The organism is Microbacterium sp. BF1, assembly GCF_019279095.1.
Lineage (GTDB): Bacteria > Actinomycetota > Actinomycetes > Actinomycetales > Microbacteriaceae > Microbacterium > Microbacterium maritypicum.
Genome location: NZ_JAGYWT010000915.1, coordinates 1 through 500 on the forward strand (window position 1 = coordinate 1; position 500 = coordinate 500).

The following is a 500-nucleotide window of genomic DNA, read 5'->3' on the forward strand; positions in this document are numbered from 1 at the left end:
GCCCGGCGCATGCGTGCCCGTGTTCCAGGATCCGCCTGTGCCGCGGCGTCGGCGACGTAGGCGATCGCCGTCCGTGTGGCCTCCTCGAATGCCGGATCCGCGTACGTCGCGAGCCACGAGGCGTACGGATGCCCCGCATCTCGCGCGTACTCCCCGAACTCCCCCGCGTGCAGGCGCCGCCCGAGATCGGTGTAGAGCCAGAAGCACGGGAGGACAGCGGCGATGATCTCCGCATAGTCGCCGCCGAACGCGACGGAGCGCAGATGGTCGAGGTATGCGGTCGTCGCGGGCGCCGGCTCTGCGGCGAAGGTGGCCGCACTCACGCCGTGCGAGGGGGTGAGCCATGAGGCGTGCAGCCCGAGTTCGCCCACGATGGAGCCGCGGGCGGAGTCCGCCCAGAAGGCCTGTTCGTCGGATGTCGGTGCCAGCCGGGCCGCCTCGGCGAGCACACGCGCGTACTCCCGAAGATACAGCGCGTCCTGCGCGAGGTAGAACAGGAA

At 70.8% G+C, this 500-nt stretch carries 1 protein-coding gene; it reads right to left on the minus strand.

The genetic code is table 11. The annotated features are described in order from the left end of the window. A partial coding sequence (locus KZA10_RS17535) for a TenA family protein (protein ID WP_218683547.1) occupies nucleotides 1-500 on the minus strand: 500 nt, incomplete at both ends.